Annotated in this window: 14 protein-coding genes; 7 read left to right on the top strand and 7 right to left on the bottom strand. The window is 43.7% G+C overall.

Annotation, left to right across the window (positions count from 1 at the left end; translation table 11 throughout):
• Positions 1–110 precede the first annotated feature (110 nt).
• From Q4519_RS11705 to Q4519_RS11680, 6 genes are all read right to left on the bottom strand, one after another.
• Complete coding sequence (locus Q4519_RS11705; protein ID WP_232799586.1) at positions 111–590, bottom strand: DUF2947 domain-containing protein; 480 nt, start codon at positions 588–590, stop codon at positions 111–113.
• A gap of 50 nt (positions 591–640) precedes the next feature.
• A complete protein-coding gene (locus Q4519_RS11700; protein WP_303512415.1) occupies positions 641–1,327 on the bottom strand; it encodes a tRNA (adenine(22)-N(1))-methyltransferase TrmK in 687 nt (228 codons plus the stop codon).
• 94 nt (positions 1,328–1,421) lie between these two features.
• Positions 1,422–2,891, bottom strand: a complete 1,470-nt coding sequence (locus Q4519_RS11695) for a glutamate synthase subunit beta (RefSeq protein ID WP_232799588.1) — start codon at positions 2,889–2,891, stop codon at positions 1,422–1,424.
• Positions 2,891–7,429, bottom strand: coding sequence for a glutamate synthase large subunit (gene gltB, locus Q4519_RS11690; protein WP_232799589.1), 4,539 nt, complete (start codon positions 7,427–7,429; stop codon positions 2,891–2,893). Before gltB ends, Q4519_RS11695 begins: the two co-directional genes overlap by 1 nt.
• Positions 7,430–7,912: 483 nt before the next feature.
• Positions 7,913–11,794: an ATP-dependent RNA helicase HrpA gene (gene hrpA / locus Q4519_RS11685; protein ID WP_303512411.1), complete on the bottom strand. Its 3,882-nt coding sequence runs from the start codon at positions 11,792–11,794 to the stop codon at positions 7,913–7,915.
• A gap of 134 nt (positions 11,795–11,928) precedes the next feature.
• Positions 11,929–12,345, bottom strand: coding sequence for a CBS domain-containing protein (locus Q4519_RS11680; protein ID WP_232799590.1), 417 nt, complete (start codon positions 12,343–12,345; stop codon positions 11,929–11,931).
• A 155-nt stretch (positions 12,346–12,500) separates the two neighbouring features.
• On the opposite strand from Q4519_RS11680, the gene sbcB reads away from it, so the two are divergent.
• Positions 12,501–13,928, top strand: a complete 1,428-nt coding sequence (gene sbcB, locus Q4519_RS11675; RefSeq protein WP_303512408.1) for an exodeoxyribonuclease I — start codon at positions 12,501–12,503, stop codon at positions 13,926–13,928.
• An 83-nt stretch (positions 13,929–14,011) separates the two neighbouring features.
• On the opposite strand, the gene Q4519_RS11670 is transcribed toward sbcB, so the two are convergent.
• Positions 14,012–14,434 carry a hypothetical protein gene (locus Q4519_RS11670; protein WP_303512405.1) on the bottom strand — a complete coding sequence of 141 codons (423 nt, stop codon included), beginning with the start codon at positions 14,432–14,434 and terminating at the stop codon, positions 14,012–14,014.
• Positions 14,435–14,635: 201 nt separating this feature from the next.
• On the opposite strand from Q4519_RS11670, the gene Q4519_RS11665 reads away from it, so the two are divergent.
• The 6 genes from Q4519_RS11665 to Q4519_RS11640 all read left to right on the top strand — a co-directional run bounded on the left by Q4519_RS11665 (position 14,636) and on the right by Q4519_RS11640 (position 19,888).
• On the top strand, positions 14,636–15,175 hold the full coding sequence (locus Q4519_RS11665; protein WP_303512403.1) for a hypothetical protein: 540 nt from the start codon (positions 14,636–14,638) through the stop codon (positions 15,173–15,175).
• 162 nt (positions 15,176–15,337) lie between these two features.
• On the top strand, positions 15,338–15,685 hold the full coding sequence (locus Q4519_RS11660; RefSeq protein WP_232799594.1) for a CidA/LrgA family protein: 348 nt from the start codon (positions 15,338–15,340) through the stop codon (positions 15,683–15,685).
• Between the two features lie 3 nt (positions 15,686–15,688).
• Positions 15,689–16,375 carry an LrgB family protein gene (locus Q4519_RS11655; protein ID WP_303512399.1) on the top strand — a complete coding sequence of 229 codons (687 nt, stop codon included), beginning with the start codon at positions 15,689–15,691 and terminating at the stop codon, positions 16,373–16,375.
• Positions 16,376–16,392: 17 nt separating this feature from the next.
• On the top strand, positions 16,393–17,268 hold the full coding sequence (gene cdd, locus Q4519_RS11650; protein WP_303512397.1) for a cytidine deaminase: 876 nt from the start codon (positions 16,393–16,395) through the stop codon (positions 17,266–17,268).
• Between the two features lie 61 nt (positions 17,269–17,329).
• A complete protein-coding gene (gene purT / locus Q4519_RS11645) occupies positions 17,330–18,508 on the top strand; it encodes a formate-dependent phosphoribosylglycinamide formyltransferase (protein WP_232799597.1) in 1,179 nt (392 codons plus the stop codon).
• 354 nt (positions 18,509–18,862) lie between these two features.
• Positions 18,863–19,888 (top strand): hypothetical protein, encoded by a 1,026-nt coding sequence (locus tag Q4519_RS11640; RefSeq protein WP_303512393.1) that lies wholly within the window; start codon positions 18,863–18,865, stop codon positions 19,886–19,888.
• Positions 19,889–20,009 lie beyond the last annotated feature (121 nt).

The raw sequence follows: 20,009 nt of genomic DNA, 5'->3' as shown, positions 1-20,009 counted from the left end.
AATAGAGCAAGGAACACTAATAACAACCGTTGACAAAAAAATGCAAAATGAGTGAAGAATTAGCGACAGGTATTAATAATTTTGTAAATAATAGTTGTGATATTAGTACGTTACGAGCCAGGCTTAACACCAATCCGAAACGTGCCATTAGACATAAATTGCACCACTTGTTCACGTTTTTTGCCGATGAGCAAGGTACCGTCGTCGAGAAATAAAAAGTTTTTCCAACAACGTTGAAACACTTCCCAAGTGGTTTCAATAATACTGTAGCGGTCACTACAGAAAAAAACCGTGGTGTTGCCTTGCCAATTAAGATGATCGGTTATCATTTCAGGCAGTGCGGTTTCATCGCTGTCCCACACCGTCTCCCACTCACCTTGGTCATGCCAGGTTTGCATTGCAAATGGCCAATCACCTTTTTTAAAAAAATCAGGGTGATCAACTTGTTTACTGATGGTCATGTTCCAAAAGTTCGCCGCGCGGCTTGCTTGCATCGGTTTAATTTGGGCTTTATCTTGGTCACTAATCGGCAGATCTTGACGATTGAAGATCCACGCTTTTTTATGTTCAGCTAAAGCAATATAACTCATAACAATTCCAATCTTAGAAATACACTTGCTGTTAATGCGCTAGTTCAATTCTATTTTAATGGCGAATCAAGGTTAGCTAACAAGTTCTGATAAGCGGTTATGATACCTGTACTCGACTGCCCACCCAAGCCTAAACGCTGATAATGCTTAATTTTTGCTTGAAGATACGCTAAATGTCTTGATTCTGTGTGTTGCCACATCAAACTCCCCACTTCATATAATCTGTGTTGGCCTTGCTTATTAACTACCAGAATTTCATAAAAGCGACCATTTTCATCAATTAACTGCTCGGCCACTAATTTTAAATCTAACGCGATCAAACCTTGGCGCAGTGCATATTGATGGTGCACAGGGCAAAGCACAAATTCAATATCGTGATCTGGAAACTGCTCCAGTAATGCCGTAACTAGCTGTAAAGTAAGCTCTCCCCCCACCCCTGCAAGGACCACACAATGGCGTTGGTTGATTAATGGCTGCAATGGCAAATCTGCCACATCAATACAATGTACTTGCCAATATCGACTATCAATGCCTTGTTGCTGTAATTGCGAGAGCAATGGCGCGGTAATGTTGGCAACACAATCGACAAAATGTACCTTGGCTGGTTTTTCTTGCTCTAGCACCTTATCGAGAATAACGCGTCCCAAATAGCCATGGTCGCAACAACAGTCCCAAATATGTGGGTAAGCTAAATTCACATGGTCAGCAATCGCAGTTAATCGCTTACTCAGCTTCATTCAACACAACTCCTATTAAAAAGATAGCGCCAGAAACAAAAAAGCCAGTCCCTTCGGACTGGCAAAATTGGAACTGGTGTTACTTAAAATTATTTTATGCTGAGCGCATCAGTGAGTTATTGATACATTCTAGGTTGGTGTTACCCATTAAGAATTCATCAATTGCACGTGCAGACTCACGACCTTCATTGATACAACGTACCACTAAAGATTGACCTGTACGCATGTCACCCGCTGCAAATACACCTGCTTGACTGGTTTGGAAACCATCAGTTTTAACGTTTCCGCGCTCATCAAGTTCAACTTCTAACTGAGCAATCACGCCAGTTGGCTCTGGGTGTAAGAAACCCATTGCCAAGAACGCTTTAGTACAAGGAATTGAACGTACTGAACCTTCAATTTCTTTAAAGCCTGGACGCTGACCTGGTTTAGCTTCTTCCCATTCGATATCCGCAACCACTAACTCTTTAACATTACCGTTTTCATCACCGATAAACTCTTTAGTTAGGATAGACCATTTACGATCCACACCTTCTTCATGAGAAGTCGATGTTTTAAGGATCATAGGGTAAGAAGGCCAAGGCATATTCTCGGTACGCTTCTCTGGTGGCATCGGCATGATTTCAACTTGGGTAATACTTGCTGCGCCATGACGGTTAGAGGTACCCACACAGTCAGAGCCAGTATCACCACCACCGATAACCACTACATGGTCGTCTTTGGCGTGAATTTCTTCACCCTTAAGATCCATGTTGTTAGCGCGGCGGTTGTTTTGACCAAGGAATTCCATGGCAAAGTGTACGCCTTTTAGCTCACGACCTGGAATTGGCAGATCGCGTGGCACAGTTGAGCCACCTGTTAGCAATACCACATCAAAGTCTGCACGCAGTTGTTTAGCATCGACGTTAACACCGATATGCGCATTCACTTCAAATTTCACACCTGCTTGTGCCATTAAATCAATCTTACGATCGATAACCGCCATGCTAAGTTTGAAATCAGGAATACCAAAGCGCAGTAGACCACCCACTTTCTCATCACGTTCAAACACAGTGACCGTGTGACCAGCGCTGTTAAGCTGCTCGGCAGCCGCTAAACCAGCAGGGCCAGAGCCAACGATAGCAACGGTTTTACCGGTGCGTGATGTTGGTGTCTTTGGCTTGGCGTAGCCTTTAGCGTACGCCGTTTCAACAATGTTTTTCTCAATGTTACAGATAGTGATTGGGTCTTGGTTAATCCCCAATACACAAGAGCTTTCACAAGGAGCAGGACATACACGACCCGTAAATTCAGGGAAGTTATTGGTTGAGCTTAGGATATCCCAAGCTTCTTCCCAACTGTCACGGTAAACCGCATCATTAAACTCAGGAATGATGTTACCGATTGGACAGCCGCTGTGACAGAAAGGCACACCACAGTCCATACAACGAGAAGCCTGTGTTTGGATTTTTGCGCCGAATTCAGCATCCTTGACAAACTCATCGTTATTTTTAATACGCTCTTGAACTGATACCTTTCCTGGTAGTTCACGACCATGTTCTAGAAATCCAGTTGGCTTACCCATTATACGGCCTCCGCTTCTTTCTGCTCTACTTCCGCTTTTCTTCTTAGTAAAACGGCTTTGTAATCTCGTGGCATCACTTTAACCACCTTCTTAAGACTTGTTTCAAAGTCGTTTAAGAAGCGCTCTGCTACTTCAGAGCCAGTTAGCTTATGTTGCTTAGTGATCATGTCTTTCAGTAAAGCAACGTCTTCAGCTTCTAGTGGGTCTAGGTCTACCAGTTCGTCGTTTAACTTAGACTTAAAGTCACCGTTAACATCGTAAACGTATGCCACACCGCCACTCATACCCGCAGCAAAGTTACGGCCAGTGCTGCCTAGAATGATTGCCACACCGCCAGTCATGTATTCACAACCGTGGTCACCAATGCCTTCAACAACCACTTTGGCGCCTGAGTTACGAACACAGAAACGCTCACCCGCCATACCGCGAATGAAAGATTCACCCGAGGTTGCACCGTAGAAACACACGTTACCAACAACAATGTTATCTTCGGCAACGATGGTCGATTTCGCATCTGGGTACAGTACTAACGTACCGCCAGATAAGCCTTTACCCCAGTAGTCGTTTGCGTCACCTTCAACTTCAAACGTCACACCTTTGGCTAGGAATGCACCTAAGCTTTGGCCCGCGCTACCTTTAAACTTCACATGCATTGGCTGTGGTAAGCCTTTGTCTTTGTAAACTTTAGAGATTTCGTTAGACAACATAGTACCGGCTGAACGGTCAGTATTGATGATGTCAAACTCAGCGTTAACCGCTTTACCTTCAAGTAGGGCCGGTTGCGCCGCTTCAATCAGCTTGCGGTCAAGTACCGTGTCTAAGCCATGGTCTTGGTCACGTTGCTTGTACATACCGTCTTCGTCGCGTGGTAATGCTTTATGCAATACAACACTCAAATCTAGGTTTTTGTATTTCCAGTGTTTGATGTCTTCACGCACTTTAAGAATGTGTGATTGACCCACCATCTCATTGATTGAGCGGAAACCTAGCTCAGCCATGATTTCACGTAAACCTTGCACCATGTATTGGAAGAAAGTAACAACGTCTTCAACACGGCCATCAAAACGGTCACGTAATGTTTTGTTTTGTGTCGCGATACCAACAGGACAGGTGTTCAAGTGACACTTACGCATCATGATACAACCTTCAACCACAAGTGCTGCAGTCGCTACGCCCCATTCTTCCGCACCTAATAGTGTGGCAATGGCTAAATCGCGCGGTGTTTTCATCTGACCATCAGCTTGAACCACGATGCGGTTACGCAGACCGTTTTTCAATAGCGTTTGGTGTGTTTCAGCTAGACCAAGTTCCCACGGTAGACCCGTGTGGCGAATAGATGAAATAGGTGATGCACCAGTACCACCGTCATAACCTGCAATCAGTACCACGTCTGCTTTCGCTTTCGCTACACCTGATGCAATGGTACCCACGCCCGCTTCTGATACTAACTTAACGTTAACGCGGCCTTTACGGTTGGCGTTTTTCAAATCAAAAATCAGCTGCGCTAAATCTTCGATTGAGTAAATATCGTGATGCGGCGGTGGTGAAATAAGACCTACACCCGGTGTTGAGTGACGTGTAGCACCAATCCAGTCATCAACCTTGTGACCTGGAAGCTGACCACCTTCACCTGGTTTCGCACCTTGTGCCATCTTGATCTGGATTTCATCACAGTTAGTCAAGTAGTAAGAGGTAACACCGAAACGACCTGAAGCAACCTGTTTGATTGCAGAACGTTCCCAATCGCCGTTCGCTTTAGGTTCAAAACGTACTGGGTCTTCACCACCCTCACCCGAGTTTGACTTAGCGCCAATACGGTTCATCGCAATCGCTAAGGTTGAGTGCGCTTCGTGAGAGATAGAGCCAAACGACATCGCACCAGTAGCAAAACGCGTTAGGATGTTTTCAGCAGATTCAACTTCATCAATTGAAATTGGTTTTAGCTGAGCTTGGTCAAATACAAATTGGCTACGCAGTGTCACCGCGTTGTCGCCTTGTGCATTTACTGCGTCAGCGTATTGCTGGAACATACCGTAATCACGGTTACGCGTAGACTGTTGTAGCAATGAGATAGTCTCAGGGCTAAACAAGTGCTTCTCACCACGTTGTTTCCATTGATAGACGCCGCCTACATCCAGTGTTTTAACCGGAATTTCACGTAGTGGGTAAGCAAAGCGATGACGTACTAAGGTTTCGCTTGCGATGTCATCAATAGACAGACCTTGGATACGTGTTACGGTGCCAGTGAAGTATTTATCGACAACGGCTTTGCTCACACCTAGGGCTTCAAAAATTTGTGCACCGTGGTATGACTGAACCGTTGAAATACCCATTTTAGAGAAGATCTTCAATAGACCTTTATCTACCGCTTTGCGTAGGTTTTCAAACAGTTTGTCAGCAGCAACACTTGGATCCAATTTCTTACGTTTTTGCAGCTCAACAATGGTCTCAAGGATCAAGTAAGGGTTGACTGCGTTTGCACCGTAACCGATTAAGGTAGCGAAATGGTGTGTTTCACGCGCATCACCCGTCTCAACAACGATATCTGCTTTAGCACGTAGGCCATTACGAATAAGGTGGTGATGTACCGCGCCAGTAATCAGCATGGCAGGAATAGCGGCGTGATCTGAGTTAGCGTTGCGGTCAGAAAGGATAATGATTGAGTAACCTTCCTCAACTGCATCTTGCGCATAACGACAAACTTTATTGATCGCTTTTTCTAGCATGCCAGGTTCACCGTTGGCGGTGAATAGGATATCTAGTGTCTTAGCTTGTAAATGTTTGTGATCAACACTGCGAATTTTTTCCAATTGCGCGTTAGATAGAACCGGTGACTCAAGTTCAATCTTATGACAGTGCTCAGGGGTTTCAGCCAATAAGTTTTGGTCTTTACCTAAGTAAGTCTTAAGTGACATAACCATGCGCTCACGAATCGGATCGATTGGCGGGTTAGTTACTTGTGCAAACAATTGCTTAAAGTAGTGTGATAAATGCTGTGACTGGTGAGATAGCACGGCTAGAGGCCAGTCAGCACCCATTGCACCTAGTGGCTCACCTGCGGTGCCTGCCATGGTCACAATGATTTCGTTCAATTCTTCAGACGTAACACCAAACGCTTGTTGCTTGTGCAACAATACGTTAGCAGCAGGTTGCTCGTAGCTATTTGCTGTTGCTGGTAGTGAGTCTAAGGTAATGAGGTTATCTTTAATCCATTGCTCATAAGGCTTAGATTTTGCAATACCGTCTTTTACTTCATCATCAGAAATAATGCGGCCTTGCTCTAAATCAGCAACAAAAATACGCCCCGGTTGTAAACGACCACGGTATTCAACATTTTCTGGTGCAATTTCAACCACGCCTGACTCAGAAGCCATCACCAGGAAATCATCTTTAGTCACAGTGTAACGTGATGGACGCAGACCGTTACGGTCTAATGTTGCACCTACTTGTACACCGTCAGTGAAACAAACTGATGCAGGGCCGTCCCATGGTTCCATGATGTTCGCGTGGTACTGATAGAACGCACGACGGGCAGGATCCATGTTTTTGTTTTCTTGCCATGCTTCTGGGATCATCATCATTAATGCGTGTGGCAATGAACGGCCAGACAATACGATTAATTCTAATGCCATGTCGAAGTTAGCTGAATCTGACATACCGTCTTTACAGATAGGTAGTAGCATGTCGATTTCAGCTTGGCTGAACAAATCTGACTCAAGGATCGCTTCACGCGCCTTCATCCAGTTAATGTTACCGCGAACAGTGTTAATTTCACCGTTGTGCGCAATGTAACGGAATGGTTGAGCCAAACGCCATCTTGGGAATGTGTTCGTTGAGAAACGAGAGTGTACTAACGCCAGTGCCGTTACCATGCCTGGGTTTTGTAAATCAAGGAAGTACTGTGGTACTTGTTCAGTGGTTAACTGACCTTTGTAAACAATCGTTTTGTAAGAGAACGAGTTGATATAGAAGTTGTCTTCAATACCAGAAACAGACTCTAAACAGATACGTACTGTGTAGTTACGTAGCACGTATAATTTACGCTCTAGTACCGCTGGGTCACAATCCGCGCCGCCGGTAATAAATACGTGTTCAAAATGCGGTTCGGTGCTTAATGGATCCGCGCCTAACATAGAGTTGTCGGTTGGCAGTTCACGGTAACCAATTACTTTCAAGCCTAAACGTTCTACGTTACGCTCTAAAATTTCGCGACACTGCTGACGCTGGTTTGCATCTTGTGGAAACAACACAACACCCACGCCGTATTGATCAAATGCAGGAAGGGTAATCCCTTCTTTAAGCGCTTGCTCAACTAAGAATTCATGTGGTTTTTGCAGTAAGATACCTGCACCGTCACCACTACAAGGATCGCAACCCTGTCCACCCCTGTGCTCCATACGAGCTAACATGTCTAGGGCTTGCGTTACAATCTCATGAGACTTACGGTTTTTTAGATGAGCAACAAATCCGATACCACATGCATCGTGTTCCATTTCTGGCACATATAGACCCTGTGCGCTCTGTTCTCTATTTGTCATAGACACGTCCTTCCAATTAAACAGGCAAAAGCCAACCAAGGCGATTATTTGCCCAAGCTTTTATTGTTTGAAATTTTTACACCTACTTACAGCTATCGGACTTCGTCCGGATTTCGGTGTGAATTCCTAAAAAGTCTGCCCACAGTTGAAAAATCCTTTCACTGTCGCAAACCAATCTCCACAGATAATTATTCGATATAACCGCTGCGGTTTAATAAGGATGGGATTTACATCACTTTCTTATATATTTTTTATTATTTTGAAAAAAGCCCATATGCTAGCCTTTTTTCGCAGGTATCCTACCGTTTTAGCCGTCTAAAAGCCACTCTAAGTTAGCGTTTAGCCGTAAAATAGCAGAATTATTTTACATATATGCTCACTAAATGTGAATTAATATTCACGAGTTAGTAAATAAAATTTATATATCAGCAGCTTACACGCACTAGACTAAAGTCTAATGCGTGTAAGTTTTCTTAAGGTAGGCTAACGAAGCGACTCGTTTATTTCGTTGATCAGGTTTTTTACTCGCTTGGCTGACACTGGCACAGCGGTGCCTAGTTGCTGAGCATACAAAGATACCCGCAGCTCTTCGAGCATCCAACGTAACTCAACCACTTGCTCTGGGATCGCAGCGCCTTTAGGTAAGCTTTTGATAATGGAATGATACTGGGCTTGCAGCCCTTCTATTTCCAAGGTATGCAAGCGATCTTTACTGGGGTCAATTGGCAGTTTTTCTAAGCGGCGTAAAACCCCTTTTAAATAACGTTCAATATCCGGCAACTTGCTATAGCCAATGTCACTAACAAAGTCTTTATAAACTAAGCCCTCTAGTTGCGATTTAATATCACCATGGGCCATGATCATATCTAACCCCACCTTGCCTTTTAACTTTTTGTTAACACTACTGGCAGCGGTTAGCACTTTCTCAACCACATTAGCAATGGCTAAGGTTTGCTCGTTTAGCTCAGCGCGAACAAGCTCTCTTGCTTGCTCATATTCTTGCTCAGTTCTTGGCAGTGGGCGTTTTTCCAACAAGGTATCAACAGCAGCGGCAATACAATCATCAATCAAGTCTTTTACCTGACCAAATGGCGTAAAGTACATGGCCAATTTGGCTTTGTTTGGCAACGATTTTTGCAAGTACTTAATCGGTGAAGGTACATTTAATAACACCAAACGGCGCATGCCGATACGGCTGGCTTGTCGCGCCCTCTCCTCACTGTCAAATAACTCAATGGCCACGCTGCTGCGTTTATCCACCAGCGCAGGAAAAGCCTTCACCTCATAACCACCGTGATCTTTAACAAACTCTTTTTTGAGTTCGCCAAAATTCCACTCCACAATGTCCGTTTTTTCTATGCCTTTATCCGCTACCGTCGACAAGGCTTGTTGTACTTCGCCTTGTAATTGCAATTGCAATTCACCTAGCTGCTTGCCTTGTGCGAGTACCTTGCCTTTTTTATTGAGCACCTTAAACTTCATTTGTAAGTGTTCAGGAATGGCATTGAGATCCCACGCATCGGGCTCCACTCGCACGCCAGTCATACGCAACAGTTGTTTTGCTAAACTGTCTGTTAAACGACCATCGTCCGGTGACATGTTCGCTAACGCGGCACTGGCATAATTTGGCGCCGGGACAAAATTTCGGCGCAGTGATTTAGGTAATGATTTAATTAAACTTACCACCAGCTCTTCACGCAGCGCGGGGATCAACCAATCAAAACCTTTGTCTTCTAACTGGTTAATAATTGCCAATGGTACATTAAGGGTAATACCGTCATCGGCTGCGCCAGGCTCAAAGTGATAATCCAAGTTCAATTTAAAGCCGCTTTGGTGCCAAAAATCTGGGTAAGCGTTGCCGGTGATGTGCTCGGCGTCATGCGCCATCATTTGCTCACGCTCAAAGTTTAAATATTCCGGCAAGCGTTTGCTTTGTTTACGCCACCAAGCATTAAAGTGCGTGCCTGACACCACGTCTTGGGGAATTTTTTTATCGTAAAATTCATATAATACTTGGTCATCAACCAAGATATCGCGGCGGCGCGACTTATGCTCTAACTCTTCAATATCTAAACGCAACGCTTGATTTTGCTTGAAGAATTCAAACTTAGTGTCAAATTCGCCTTCCACTAGCGCACTGCGAATAAATAACTCACGACATAATTGAGGGTCAATGTCGGAATATAATACTTTGCGGTTAACCACCACAGGAATGCCGTAGAGCATTTGTTTTTCAAGGGCATAGACCGCATTCTGTTTTTTCGACCAATGGGGTTCACTGTAACTGCGCTTAATTAAATGTTGCGCCAGTGGCTCAATCCATTCCGGCTGAATGCGTGCGCCAATGCGGCCATAAAGTTTCGACGTTTCAACCAGCTCAGCCACCAATAGCCATTTTGGTTGCTTTTTATATAAGCCAGAGCCGGGAAATAAAAAGAATTTACTGTTACGCGCGCCCAAATACTCTTGGTCTTTATCTTTAAAGCCAAGGTGAGACAACATGCCTGGGATCAACGCACAATGAATGGCATCGTAGTCTGCAGGCTCTGTGTTAATGGGAATATTGAGCTCTTTGATCACTTGCCTGATCTGAGTGTAAATATCTTGCCATTCACGCACCCGCATGTAGGCTAAAAACTCCTTCTTACACATTTTGCCAAACTGACCACCAGACAAGGACTTTTGCTGCTCTTTGAGGTATTGCCAAAGATTTAAAAAAGTTAAAAAGTCTGAGTCTTTGTCGTGAAAGCGGCGATGTTTTTCATCAGAAGCTTGCTGCTTATCCAGCGGCCGTTCACGCGGATCTTGAATACTCAATGCCGCCGAAATCACCATCACTTCATTTACACAGTTAAAATCTTGCGCCGCTAATATCATTCGTGCTAAACGTGGATCAACAGGCAGTTTAGCCAGACGCTGACCGATCATGGTTAGGCGTTTTCTTGGGTCACGCTCTTGACTGTTAACCGCGCCAAGCTCTTCCAGTAATTTGATACCGTCATTAATGTTGCGCGCATCGGGGGCTTGTAAAAATGGGAACTTTTGAATTTCACCAAAGCCCAATGCCAGCATTTGTAAAATAACCGAGGCTAAGTTAGTACGCAGTATTTCCGGATCAGTAAATTCACTGCGGTTGTTATAGTCATCCTCACTGTATAAACGAATACAAATACCTTCACTGACACGACCACAACGACCGCTACGTTGGTTCGCACTGGCTTGGGATATCGCCTCAATAGGCAAGCGTTGTACTTTGGTGCGATAACTGTAACGGCTGATACGCGCCGTCCCTGGGTCAATCACATACTTGATCCCCGGCACCGTTAAAGACGTTTCCGCCACGTTGGTCGACAAGATAATACGACGACCAGTATGAGGCGCAAATATCCGGTTTTGCTCAGCGGCACTTAGCCTCGCAAATAAGGGCAGCACTTCAGTATGACGTAAGTTACGTTTTTGCAGCGCGTCAGCGGTATCTCGAATTTCTCGCTCACCGTTAAGAAAGATAAGGATATCGCCATTACTTTCACGGCCCAATTCATCTACCGCTTCCATGATGCCATCAAGTTGATCGCCATCCGTATCTTCAAGAGGACGGTAACGCACTTCAACAGGAAAGGTACGGCCCGATACTTCAATGATCGGGGCGTCATTAAAGTGATTTGAAAAGCGCTCCGGATCGATGGTCGCCGATGTAATGATCACTTTTAAATCTGGGCGTTTAGGCAATAAACGCTTTAAATAACCCAAAATAAAGTCGATATTTAAACTGCGCTCATGGGCCTCATCGATAATAATGGTATCGTATTGATTCAAAAAACGATCGGACTGAATTTCGGCCAGCAAAATACCATCGGTCATGAGCTTGATATAAGTTTCGTCACTCACCTGATCAGTAAAGCGCACACGATAGCCTACGGTTTTGCCCGGCTCACTGTTGAGCTCTTCAGCAATACGATTTGACACACTGCGTGCAGCTAAGCGTCTTGGTTGAGTATGACCGATTAAGCCATTCACGCCGCGGCCAAGCTCTAAACATATTTTTGGAATTTGCGTGGTTTTACCTGAGCCAGTTTCACCGGCAATAATCACCACTTGGTGATCGCGAATAGCATTCGCTATATCTTCACGTTTTTGCGTTACGGGTAATGCTTCGGGGTAAGTAACCTTAGGTAGGTTGTCGCTGCGCCATTGGCGAATAGCACTCGATCGCTTGGCATCTTGCGCTATTTTTTCGAGGATTTTATCGCTGTTTTGGCCAGCGGATTTTTTCAGCGCACCATCCATGCGGCGTAACAAACGAAACTGATCTTTTTTAAGACAAAGGGAAATTTGCTGTTTAAGTGCGTTAACTGCGTCTGACAAAACTCGGCCCTCATGAAATTTAGGTCGCCGATGCTAGCAGAAATCAAGAAATTGATAAATACAAAGGGCCGTTAAGCCCTTTAAATTAAAGCGATGCCCCAATACAGCCAACTAATAAGCTGCACTAAGCCTCATTAAGCTGTTTTAACGTAACAAGCCGATAAATGCACATCAATCGCTTTAAGAATGTCGCGACGAGTAATAATGCCCACTAATCGTCCTTCGTCCACTACGGGATACGCCTTAGGTTTTTGCTGTAACATTTGTTGACCGACATCTAAAATACTGGCGTTAACGGGTAGCGACAACACATCTGTACGCATCATATCTTCAACCAATGCAGCACTTTCACAGTGGTAACTGGACTCAATCATTTTTTTCAAGCAATCTTGCTCCGAAATCCAGCCTATCACTTTCTTTTCTGCGTCTAATACAGGCCCACCAATTTGATTTGAACGCAGTAATTTTTCGACCGCATGAGCGACGGGATCGTCCACTGTAAATGTCACTGGCCGCTTATTCATATAACTAGCAATGGTAATTTGTTCCATAACGCTTCTCCCTGCACACTTTCTATCTTTAAGATTAGCCGTAATTATCGCTGATGACAGATTTTGTTAACGAATTGAGTAGAAATTATCATCTCACGCCCTGACTTCAGGTATGATGCCAAATAAATTTTAACTGTTTGAATCAAGTGACTTGCATGATAGACCCTGCACCATCTCTGCTTTGGCACGACTATGAATCTTTTGGCCTTAACCCAGCCACCGACCGACCGTCGCAATTTGCCGCAATCCGCACGGATTACGACTTAAACGAAATAGCCGATCCCGTCGAGATTTATTGTCAGCCGCCAAGTGATTACCTACCACAACCCATGGCTTGTTTAATTACCGGGATCACCCCACAACGCGCCATGGCAAAAGGGGTAAACGAAGCAACTTTTATCAAGCAAATTCACAATGAAATGAGCCAAGCTAATACCTGTGTGGTTGGTTACAACAATATTCGATTTGATGATGAAGTGACCCGTAATTGTTTATATCGAAATTTTTACGACCCCTACGAGCGTGAATGGAAGAACGGTAATTCTCGCTGGGACATTCTTGATATGGTGCGCGCTTGTTATGCGCTGCGCCCTGAAGGCATTAATTGGGTCGTTGACCAAGACTCAGGCGTCCCTTCATTTCGCCTTGAATTGTTAACCAAAGAAAATGGCATCAGTCACGAAAGTGCCCACGACGCGGTATCTGATGTGCGAGCCACCATTGCCATGGCTAAGTTAATCAAGCAAGCGCAACCAAAGTTATACGATTATCTGTTCAATTTGCGCAACAAGACAAAAGTCGGTGAAATCATTAACCAGTCTTTAATTAAACAAGCGCCTTTGGTGCATGTATCTGGCATGTTTCCAGCACTACAAGGCTGCGCTTCTTACGTAAAAGCCATTGATTGGCATCCAACCAATCGCAATGCCGTTATTCTGGTGGACCTCAACAAAGACCTAAGCCCCCTATTGCATATGAGCGTGGCAGAAATTCAGCGTTATTTATACAGTAAAACGGAAGACTTACCAGAAGGCATCGCAAGACCCGCATTAAAACTATTGCACACTAATAAATGTCCGGTTATTGCCACCGCCAAAACACTCACCGAGCAACGGGCTGACGAGTTAGGTATTGACCGCCAACAATGCCGTCAATCACTCAATTTATTAACGCAACACCCTGAGCTGAAACAAAAACTAGTTGAAGTATATCAACAACCACCCACGCCAAATGAAACACAAGATCCTGACTGTATGATTTACTCGGGAGGCTTTTTGAGTCAAGGTGATAAAAGCTTACTAACCGTGGTGCGCGATGCTGACCCCACTAACTTAGCGGCAATGGAGTTTAACTTTACAGATCCGCGCTTACCTGAAATGCTATTTCGTTATCGGGCCCGTAATTTCCCACATACCTTAAATGAAGAGGAACTAGTGCGCTGGCAACATCATTGTAAAGCCTACTTCGACCAGCAAGGCCCTAAATTCATAAGTGAGTTGGAAGATTTATATCTTGAGCATCAGCAACATGAAGGCAAGTGCAAAATAATCAAGGCGCTTCATCAATACGCCAGTGAGTTATAGCTTTTAACAACTAGCTAATTAACGATTAGCGATCACGTTTTTGAGTGCATTTACGTTGCACTCAAAACTATTTTAACGACCAATTATTCCCAATAAACCCGCTTAACCGCCGTGATTTCATCACTCGCCAGCAGCTGTCTAAAATGTTCTCGGTATTGTGGAACCAGCGTGGAGCCGATCACCAGTACTTGCTCCCCTTGACCATCTTCTTGAACGTGACAACCTATGCGCCCAGGGCTGCTGGTCATAAATTGTAAATTAGGATAGCGAGCCGCTATCTGCGCCATCACGGCCTTACTATTTGCCACGCAAAATTCAAAATCGACCGCCACGCCATTAAGTAAGCCTTGCTCATCTAATGCCTCAATATCAAAATCAGACTTGTTTAAGTTGTTGATATTGTTAATGCAACCCACATTGCTTATCGAAAGCAATAACACAATCATTAGTTGGCACGAAAATAGTAGGCTTTTAACTGAGCGCAGTGAAAAAATATTGGCTAGCATAGATATTAATACCTAATTTCATCAATTTAAGTAATGATGATAAAAAATCAGCATTAAGAACAATGGAAAGTATGCCGCCAGATCGCAAAATTCACTCATTTGTGATCCAATTTACAGATCCTGTTCAAACAATCACTAAGCTGATATTTTTTTATCCGACTCCTTGTGTATATTGATGTCATGGTATATGGGGAGTTAACCATGAGTAATCTAAAATACACATTATCTTGTGCGGCGCTGTTAGTTTTCAGTGCGGCATCTTCACAAGCTAGTGCGAACGAAAGCGACAGCTTTAACGCAAAAATTCTAAAAACCAAAAGCTACTTACTTAACTTGCCTAAAAGCACATACCAGGACTTATCTAATACCTTCGCTAAGGTATACAATAGAACGCAACTCACCACAGATATCACGCGCAGCTCATTCAACGACACCACCCTTTATGATTTAGTGGCTTTACCTTTGATATCTACGCCAAGCAACAATTTTCAATTTGAAGTTTTCGGTCAACTGTACGATAAAAATAGTATTGCTTTTAGTCAAATGTCGCACACTCAAGCCATGTACGAGTTTTACAGTCAGAATAAGCAGATCAATCAAAAGAAAGAAGATATCGCAGTTGGCTTTGGCATGAGCTTTGACGTCGATAGCGACGTTCAAGTTAAAACCCTTTACAGTACAGGGCAAATACCCGGCTATGGTGACAGCCAATTTAGCTTAGGGGTTGAACTAAAATACTAAAAACGCTATATCTCAAAGGCTAATTATGCTCAAAACGTTAACAGCAAACAGAAATTAACCGATGAGATGACACTTTCTTAATCTCGCTTATTCATTATCGGGTCGCTTAGCAGCCACGACTCTTATACAATCACTCTCTCCTTTGTTGAAAGACGCTGTGTTATGTTTTCAATTGTTCGAGCATTTGCCATTATTTTGCTTGCTTTAGTTGGTGGAAAAGCAGTTGCTTATCTGCTTCCGTTTAATTTTCCAGCCAGTATCATCGGCATGCTTGTGCTATTTATTGGCTTTAATACTGGGGTTGTTAAAGTGCATTGGGTTCAGCCTGGCGCACACTATTTGTTAAAATACATGGCCCTGCTGTTTATCCCGATTGGTGTGGGATTAATTAATTACTTTGATTTAGTCATTGCCCAATGGCCAGCATTATTGGCCAGTATTACCTTTGGCACCTTTATTGTGATGGCGATTGTTGGCCATGTTTTTCAACGAATAAATCCAAGAGACTAATATATGTTTTGGTTGGCATTGCCCCTAACCTTGCTGTGTTTTTTCAGCTTTCGAAAACTCTATCAACATTACCCCTTGCCACTGTTTAACCCAGTGTTATTGTCGCTGCTTAGCTTAATTACCCTGCTTATTGCCTTTGATATACCTTATGCCGATTATGCAACAGGAAGCGCTCCCCTTTCTTGGTTGCTAGAGCCGGCAGTGGTGGCCCTTGCTTTACCCCTTTATCAGCAAGCACAGCAAATCCGCAAGCAGTTAAAACCAATACTCTTTACCTGTACAGTTGGTGTTGCGTCATCATTACTGATCGTGATCCCCTTGGCTTGGTTATTAGGAGCTGATCATAGCGTAGTGGCATCACTAGCACCGCAATCTGTAACCACTCCCGTAGCCATGGGCATCACGCAATCGCTAGGGGGGCTACCTGCACTAACCGCCGCAGTGGTGATTATTGTTGGCATCGTCGGCGCCGCTTTAGGTTTGCCATTTTTAAAGGGAATAGGCGTAAAAGATGAAGCATCACAAGGGCTAGCCATGGGCGCCGCTGCCCATGCTCTAGGTACAGCTCGCGCGATAGAGCATAGCGAACAACACGGCGCTTACTCCTCTCTTGCCCTAATATTATGTGCTGTACTCATGGCATTTCTTGCGCCACTCATTTTTGCGTTTTATATGCTATTTTTACCTTAACAACCCTCGAGGTAGCAATGAACAATAGTCGCTTTAACCAAGCTTTAACCACCCTTTCGCCAAACGACGCACAGGCGCTAACGAATGCACTTGGTAATCAAAGTTTTAGTGGTCAAATCCCTGCCAGCGTAATTGCCCCAATACAAACCCAGCCAGAAGCTTTGCCGCAATGGTTAAACTTTGCCGCAAAATTTGCTATCACCCCAGTGTCAAATTTTAACGTGGGCGCATTGGTGATAGGTCATAGCGGCGCAGCATACATAGGCGCAAATATGGAGTTTGCCGGCCAAGCCTTAAGTCAAAGTGTGCATGGTGAACAATCGGCTATCAACAATGCTTGGTTGCATGGTGAAACGGGCATTAGCCAGTTGTTTGTTAACGCCAGTCCATGTGGCCACTGTCGCCAATTTATTCGCGAGATAGCCCAGCCTCATCAATTACAAGTTTATGTATTGGGTAAAGACCAAATAGCCTTTACCAAACTACTGCCCGATAGCTTTGGCCCTGATGATTTGGGCAATGAATTTACTCTATTTGAGCAGCCACTGCAAACTTTTACTGGAGCGATCCAAAGCCCTTTGAACGACGAAATAGTGAAACACGCCAATGCAAGTTATGCGCCTTACACGGGTTACTATCATGCCATTGGATTGATCACATCTGACGAGCGGCTATTTGTTGGTCGATACGCAGAAAATGTTGCCTACAACCCCAGCTTACCTGCACTGCAATCAGCGCTTTCTCAGCTACGCTTTTCGGGTTATGACATTACTGATATTAAACGCAGTATTTTAGCCCATAAAACTGAGCAAAAGATTAATATGGCCGAACATTATCTAAGCTTACTGAAACAGCTCAATTCCCTCAATTTAGACTTAGTAAAACTCACTTAACGCTATAATTACCGGATTAATCCAGATAAAATATACGCACTTTTCACAAGGGATAATACAAATGATAGGGACAGCACACAGTACCCATGCCACACGCGCATTATTATTAGGATCGGGCGAGCTTGGCAAAGAAGTCGCCATTGAACTTCAACGTTTTGGCATTGAAGTCATAGCCTTAGACCGATATGAGAACGCTCCAGCAATGCAAATTGCACACCGTTCATATACTGTAGACATGCTAGATGGCAGTACTATCGAAGCCATTATCGAGCAAGAAAAGCCTGATTTCATTATTCCTGAAATTGAAGCCATCGCGACCAACAAATTAATCGAACTTGAAGAAAAGGGATTTAACGTTGTGCCTACTGCACGCGCCACGTCTTTGACCATGGATCGTGAAGGTATTCGCCGCTTAGCAGCAGAAGACTTAGCAATCCTAACCTCTCCATACCAGTTCGTAGACAATAAAGAAGACTTTGACCGCGCTGTCGAAGAGATAGGCTTGCCATGTGTGGTTAAGCCTGTGATGAGCAGCTCAGGCAAAGGCCAAAGCGTTATCCGTGAAGACTTTGATATCGATATCGCCTGGACGTACGCTCAAGAAGGCGGTCGTGCCGGAAAAGGTAAAGTCATCGTTGAAGGCTTTGTGCCCTTTGATTATGAAATCACCCTACTGACTGTTCGTGCGGTAGATGGCATTCACTTTTGTGCCCCCATCGGCCATCGTCAAGAAGATGGTGATTACCGTGAGTCATGGCAACCACAAGTTATGGCTGACAGCGTACTCGAAAAGGCCCAAGACATGGCAGCAAAAGTAGTCGAAAACTTAGGTGGCTACGGACTTTTCGGCGTAGAGCTGTTTATTAAAGGCGAAGACGTTTACTTCAGTGAAGTGTCACCACGCCCTCATGATACCGGCATGGTAACCATGATTTCACAAGATTTGTCAGAATTTGCCTTGCACGTGCGCGCTATTCTAGGTTTACCTATTGGTGAAATCACACAATATGGCCCAGCGGCGTCAAGTGTGATCCTAGGAGAAGGTTATTCCCATAACATTCGCTTTAACAATATATCGGAAGCGTTAGCGCAAGTGAAAGGCGCTCAAATACGCTTATTTGGTAAACCAGAAATAGCAGGTAGTCGTCGTTTGGGTGTGGCGTTGTGTCGCGGCTCGAACGTTGAAGTTGCCATAGCTATGGCTAAGTCGGTATCTAACAAAGTTAAAATAGATTACTAATCTATCTCCAATTTTACTTCTATCACCTGATCACAACTATTATTGATCGGTGATAGAACGGTTCGTTTCTCTAGCAAGCCCTAAATCTCTTACAAACAAATAATATAATTCATGAGTTAAATTTAATTTTGATTCGCTTTGAGCAAATTTCTCTAATCCACACTTCAGGTTAAATAACTTCTCATCCTGACATTTTTCTACTGTATTTAAGCACCTCTTCATCTAATACTTTTAACTTAAAAACTTTTTTGACTCCTTTAAGAATCAGCTTGATCTTTAATTGATATTGGTTTGACTTAGAGTTGCGAAGGCATTATAACTACGCGCCAAAACCAACATATCCTTATAAAATATATGAATAAATTACTCCCCTGTATACTCGTGCTATCTCTTGTAGGCTGCGCGTCAACAAGCAATCAACTAACTTTCAAGCCTAAGTTAGGTGAAAAAGTTGCTCATCGCGTTTTTATCGACACCGAAATTGAAGTCAATGACCAGAACATCAGCCAGTACTCCGATTTACTCATTAACTACCATGTAACAGCAGTCACTGAACGTACCGACATAGATGTAAAAATTGATTACTTAAATATGAATATGGGATCACAGCAATTTTCAAGCACGAATCCCTACCACTCATTAAACCCATTACCTAAATTAATGGAACAAGGGTTTCGTTTTGAGTTAGAAACCAGTACTGGCGAATTATTAAATTTCCATGCTTATAATCAAGACGTTTGGCAGAAACTGAGCCAAGATAATGACGTTATTGAACAATTAAAACAGTTTATTAGCCAGCCTAATTTCTACCAAGCCATTCCTCTACAGCCTAACAAAAAAGTGCTGATAAAAAATTTTCATGGCAATAAATCGGCAACCTTGACGGTTGAAAAAGTACTAGAAAGCACCCTTATCGTTCGTATAGAAAGCGAGCAATTAGATGAAAAAATTTATGCTAAAGCGGTGATCAATAAAACATCCGGTTGGGTTGAAAGAATGGTACTGATTGGAGAGCTACCATTTGAAAAAAATGATTATAAAGGCACTGTTCGTACCAGTATGATTATCGTACCTGGTGATACTCAATTACCACAAATGCTAACCGATTTCTCATTCCCATCGTTTCCTATGCCTTATGATTTTGTTAATCACTTTACCCCTGAAATGGAAGACTGGCTAACCGCGAGTAAACAAGACTACCCAAAAAAAGAGAAGATCATAGGTGTGTTTAATACGCAACGAGACACGGTATCACTTTATTTACCGACTCAATTAGAACGCGACATTCCTGACACATTTCACCTTGAGAACATCTCAGCAAGTGATCTAAAAGGTCCAATCAAGCAAGACTTTATTAAGAGATTGCTAGCGAAAGATTAGTTCCTTCTGATGGATATATCCGAGTGGCCAAGGAAGTGTAGTGGTCAACTAAAACTGGCCACCTCGTTATAAGTTTTGAAGTATTCTGCTTCAGCCTTTTGTGGCGATAGCCCCTTGTTAA

The organism is Motilimonas sp. 1_MG-2023 (genome assembly GCF_030547455.1).
Lineage (GTDB): Bacteria > Pseudomonadota > Gammaproteobacteria > Enterobacterales > CBDFNC01 > Motilimonas.
Note: the sequence above shows the minus strand (reverse complement) of the source record. Positions and strands in the feature narration are given on the sequence as shown.

Coding starts and splice junctions, on each gene's coding strand:
- Q4519_RS11665 (WP_303512403.1), top strand. CDS start 14,636: ATGAGTAATCTAAAATACACATTATCTTGTGCGGCGCTGTTAGTTTTC.
- gltB (WP_232799589.1), bottom strand. CDS start 7,429: ATGACAAATAGAGAACAGAGCGCACAGGGTCTATATGTGCCAGAAATG.
- Q4519_RS11695 (WP_232799588.1), bottom strand. CDS start 2,891: ATGGGTAAGCCAACTGGATTTCTAGAACATGGTCGTGAACTACCAGGA.
- Q4519_RS11680 (WP_232799590.1), bottom strand. CDS start 12,345: ATGGAACAAATTACCATTGCTAGTTATATGAATAAGCGGCCAGTGACA.
- Q4519_RS11655 (WP_303512399.1), top strand. CDS start 15,689: ATGTTTTGGTTGGCATTGCCCCTAACCTTGCTGTGTTTTTTCAGCTTT.
- sbcB (WP_303512408.1), top strand. CDS start 12,501: ATGATAGACCCTGCACCATCTCTGCTTTGGCACGACTATGAATCTTTT.
- Q4519_RS11705 (WP_232799586.1), bottom strand. CDS start 590: ATGAGTTATATTGCTTTAGCTGAACATAAAAAAGCGTGGATCTTCAAT.
- Q4519_RS11670 (WP_303512405.1), bottom strand. CDS start 14,434: ATGCTAGCCAATATTTTTTCACTGCGCTCAGTTAAAAGCCTACTATTT.
- Q4519_RS11700 (WP_303512415.1), bottom strand. CDS start 1,327: ATGAAGCTGAGTAAGCGATTAACTGCGATTGCTGACCATGTGAATTTA.
- cdd (WP_303512397.1), top strand. CDS start 16,393: ATGAACAATAGTCGCTTTAACCAAGCTTTAACCACCCTTTCGCCAAAC.
- Q4519_RS11660 (WP_232799594.1), top strand. CDS start 15,338: ATGTTTTCAATTGTTCGAGCATTTGCCATTATTTTGCTTGCTTTAGTT.
- purT (WP_232799597.1), top strand. CDS start 17,330: ATGATAGGGACAGCACACAGTACCCATGCCACACGCGCATTATTATTA.
- Q4519_RS11640 (WP_303512393.1), top strand. CDS start 18,863: ATGAATAAATTACTCCCCTGTATACTCGTGCTATCTCTTGTAGGCTGC.